We start from the raw sequence: 3720 nt of genomic DNA, 5'->3' as shown, positions 1-3720 counted from the left end.
ATGTCACCACGCCGCCCGGCGAGTTGATGTACATCGAGATTTCCTTCTTCGGATTTTCCGCCTCGAGGAACAAGAGCTGCGCCACGATCAGCGTCGACATGCCGTCCTCGACCGGGCCGGTCACGAAGATAATGCGCTCCTTCAACAGGCGCGAGAAAATGTCGTAGGCGCGCTCGCCACGGTTGGTCTGCTCGACCACCATGGGCACGAGGTTCATGTAGGTTTCAACCGGATCGCGCATGAGTCACCTAGGGTTTTCGGAGACGGACATCGCCGGGGCTGCCAGTCTGGCTGGAGGCGCCCCAAGGCGGATGGACGTGCCGTGATGCAGGAACTTGGGTAAGAGGTAGAAGGCGTATCGACAGATATAGCCCAATTCGCGCCTGACAAGTGCGGAGCGCATTAAGGCTTAATCCCGCGGGACAGTTGAAGCTGATTCGCACAAAGAGGCCCAGCCGGCCATCTGGCTAGCTGGGCCCGTTCGCTGATCATCCTTAATGGAAGGCGACCTCAAATGCCTCAAGCGGCGGTCTTTTCCGCCTCGTCGTCCTTGTAGAGATCCTCGCGCGAGACCTTCTTCTCGGTCACATTGGCGAGCTCGAGGATGAAGTCGACGACCTTGTCCTCATAGATCGGTGCACGAAGCTGGGCCAGCGCCTGGGGATTGTTGCGGTAGTAGTCCCAGACCTCCTTCTCGCGGCCGGGCATCGAGCGGGCGCGCTCGATCACGGCGCGGCCGACCTCGTCGTCGGTCACGGTGATCTTGTTCTTGTCGCCGATCTCCGAGAGTACGAGGCCGAGCCGCACGCGGCGGTCGGCGATCTTGCGGTATTCTTCCTTGGCCTTGTCCTCGGTGGTGTCCTCGTCGGCAAAGGTCTTGCCGGCGGAGTCCATCTCGGCCTTGACCGAGTTCCACATCAGATTGAACTCCTCGTCGACGAGCGAGGGCGGCGCTTCGAAGCGGTGCGCCTCGTCGAGGCGGTCAAGCAGCGCGCGCTTGACGCGCTGGCGCGTGGCGGTGGCGAACTCGGCAACGAGGCGCTCGCGCGCCGCTTCCTTCAACTTGTCCAGCGATTCCAGACCGAGCGACTTGGCGAACTCGTCGTCGATCGCAAGGTCCTGCGGCGCCTCGATCAGGGTCGCGGTGGTCTCGAACTCGGCCGGCTGGCCGGCGAGCTTTTCGTTCATGTAGTTCTTCGGGAACGACACCTTCAGCGTGCGCGTCTCACCCGCGCCGATGTCGATGAGCTGCTCCTCAAAGCCCGGAATGAAGGTGTTGGAGCCAATCAGGACCTGGATGCCCTCGCCGGTGCCGCCTTCGAAGACTTCGCCGTTGATGCGGCCCGTGAAGTTGATGGTGACACGGTCGCCCGAGGCGGCCTTGGCGCCCTCGCCCTTGTCGGCGAAGGTGCGATTGGTATCGGCAATGCGCTTGATCGCTTCGTCCACGTCGGAGTCGGACACGTCGGCGACGGGCTTCTCGACCTCGAAGCTCTTGAAGTCGGCGAGCGCGATCGCCGGCACCACCTCGATCGCGACCGTGTAGGTCAGGTCGGTCTTGCCGCTCAGCAGCTCCTCCACCTCGGCCTGCTCGCTCGGCATGGTGATCTTCGGCTCGGTGGCGAGACGGAAGCCGCGCTCGGAGAACAGCTGCGTGTTGGTGTCGCGGATGGTCTGGTCGATGGTCTCGGCCATCACCGAGCGACCATAGACCTTCTTCAGATGCGAGACCGGCACCTTGCCCGGGCGGAAGCCGTTGATGCGGACCTTGTCCTTGAGGTCGACGAGCTTGGCGCCGGCCTTGGCATCGAGATCAGAGGCGGGAACGCTGATCTTGAACTCGTGCTTCAAACCTTCCGAGAGGGTTTCTGTGACCTGCATGGCGTCCAATCTTCTTCTCGTTCGGTCCCGGCACGTCGCGCGTCGGGACGCTGTCATTAATCGATCCGGCGCGAGGCGAATGCCTCACCACCGGTGGTTCATCGGACCGGCTCCAGGCGGACGATCATCCGCCGAAGCAGGTCTCGTAATCCGTGCAAACGCGATAAGCGCTTGGTGCGGGCGGAGGGACTCGAACCCCCACAACTTTCGTCACTGGAACCTAAATCCAGCGCGTCTACCAGTTCCGCCACGCCCGCGTGAATTTGCATCAAGACCGGCCGCGATGCCGCGGGCGGCCGGGCTTATAGCATGTGCCTGACTGTTCGCAGCAAAAAAATGGCCCGATGGAGGCAGGCTTCAAGTAGGCATGATGGCTGGACTTATCCAGCGCGGCGTGGTCCGGATCGCCCGATGAAAATGCGCTTCGTTGCCCCTGATCGACGCGAGGTTCTGGCCGGGCTTGGCGCTGCGGCGGCCGGCTTGATCGCCGGTGGCGCGGGCCCGCTCGTGACCGCCCAGCTCGCGCTGCAGGCCAGGGCGTCAACGCTGGCCCTGAGGCCGGGTCAGCCGGCTACACCAATCTACGAGCTTGCCGCCGTAAACCACCTTAGGGAGGCCCGTCTCAAGCGCGGCGACCGCTGCCAGCTGGTGTTCCGAAACGAGCTTCCTGCGCCGCTTGCGCCAGTCTGGTACGGCCTGACTGGCGCCGCCACCACCGACCCGCTGCAGGGGCGCGCGCCTGCCCCGCCCGATGCGGTTGAAACATCAATCATTTCAATACCCAGCGCGGGGACCTTGCTGGCCGACTTCCGGCTGTTCGAGGACGGCTTGAAGCAACCCGCGCGCCCGCTTCCGGTCATCGCCGCCGAGGCCGGCCCGGTCGCCATCGATCGCGACGAGGTGTTGCTGATCGAGGAATGGCGCCTGCGGCCGGACGGCTCCGCGATCCCGCCAGGCCAGGACCCGACGGACGCAGCGCCGCTCTACACCATCAACGGACGGACTTCATTCGAACTCTCAGCCTCGGTCGGCCAGCGGCTCCGGCTGCGCTTCATCAACGGCTCGCAACGCTCTGTTCTGGCGATCAAATTGGAGAGCCACGAGGTCCGCGTGATGGCCCTGGACGGACAGCCGGCCGAGCCGTTTCCGGCGCGCAACGGCGCCCTGGTGCTGGCGCCGGGCGGGCGCGCCGACGCGTTTGTGGATGCGACCACATCGGCCCCATTCCTGCTGCATGACGGCAAGACGGCGCGCCAAATCGGCAGCCTCGCGGTCTCGGGAAAGCTGGAGCGCGCACCGCTGTCCCCGCCACGGCCGCTGCCCTCGAACGATCTGCCTGAGAAGCTAGACCTGAAGGGCGCCCTGCGGTTCGATGTCGCGCTCGGTGCGGCCGACGCCGGTTGGACAAGGCCCGCGAGCTTCTCCACCGCCTCCGCCCCTGCCTTTCGCACCAGGGTCGGCCGCACCGTCGTGCTGGCCCTGAAGAACCCGGGCGCGGTCGCGGCGGTCTTCCACCTGCACGGCCACCCGTTCCGCCTGCTCGACAGGCTCGACGACGGCTGGAAACCGTACTGGCTCGACACGCTTGCGGTCGAGCCCGGCCAGACCCAACGCATCGCCTTTGCGGCGACCGCGCCAGGACGATGGCTGCTCGAATCGGTTGTGACCGACTGGGCCGCGCCGCGGCTGGTGCGGTGGTACGGGGTGGAGTGACCGCTCAAAATTCCACGCCCAGCGCGTCATAGATCCGCCGGTGTACCGCCGGCAGCGTCTCGGTCAGATCCTCCGCGATCAGCCCCGGCCCGGCTTCGCTCGCCGCCTCGCCGTGCATCCAGACGC

The 3720-nt window shown here is 65.3% G+C and carries 3 protein-coding genes and 1 tRNA gene; 1 reads left to right on the top strand and 3 read right to left on the bottom strand.

Annotation, left to right across the window (positions count from 1 at the left end; all coding sequences use genetic code 11):
* The 3 genes from JHD07_RS35170 to JHD07_RS35160 all read right to left on the bottom strand — a co-directional run.
* Positions 1-241 (bottom strand): ATP-dependent Clp protease proteolytic subunit (locus JHD07_RS35170; RefSeq protein ID WP_291630547.1); only part of this gene is annotated, 241 nt, incomplete at its 3' end.
* 278 nt (positions 242-519) lie between these two features.
* The gene (gene tig / locus JHD07_RS35165; RefSeq protein ID WP_291630545.1) at positions 520-1881 is read right to left on the bottom strand and encodes a trigger factor; all 1362 of its coding nucleotides are present in this window, start codon (positions 1879-1881) and stop codon (positions 520-522) included.
* 172 nt (positions 1882-2053) lie between these two features.
* A tRNA-Leu gene (locus JHD07_RS35160) sits at positions 2054-2138 on the bottom strand.
* Positions 2139-2292: 154 nt separating this feature from the next.
* On the opposite strand from JHD07_RS35160, the gene JHD07_RS35155 reads away from it, so the two are divergent.
* A complete protein-coding gene (locus JHD07_RS35155; protein ID WP_291630543.1) occupies positions 2293-3594 on the top strand; it encodes a multicopper oxidase domain-containing protein in 1302 nt (433 codons plus the stop codon).
* Positions 3595-3720 lie beyond the last annotated feature (126 nt).

This window comes from Bradyrhizobium sp., from assembly GCF_016462955.1.
Lineage (GTDB): Bacteria > Pseudomonadota > Alphaproteobacteria > Rhizobiales > Xanthobacteraceae > Bradyrhizobium.
Note: the sequence above shows the minus strand (reverse complement) of the source record. Positions and strands in the feature narration are given on the sequence as shown.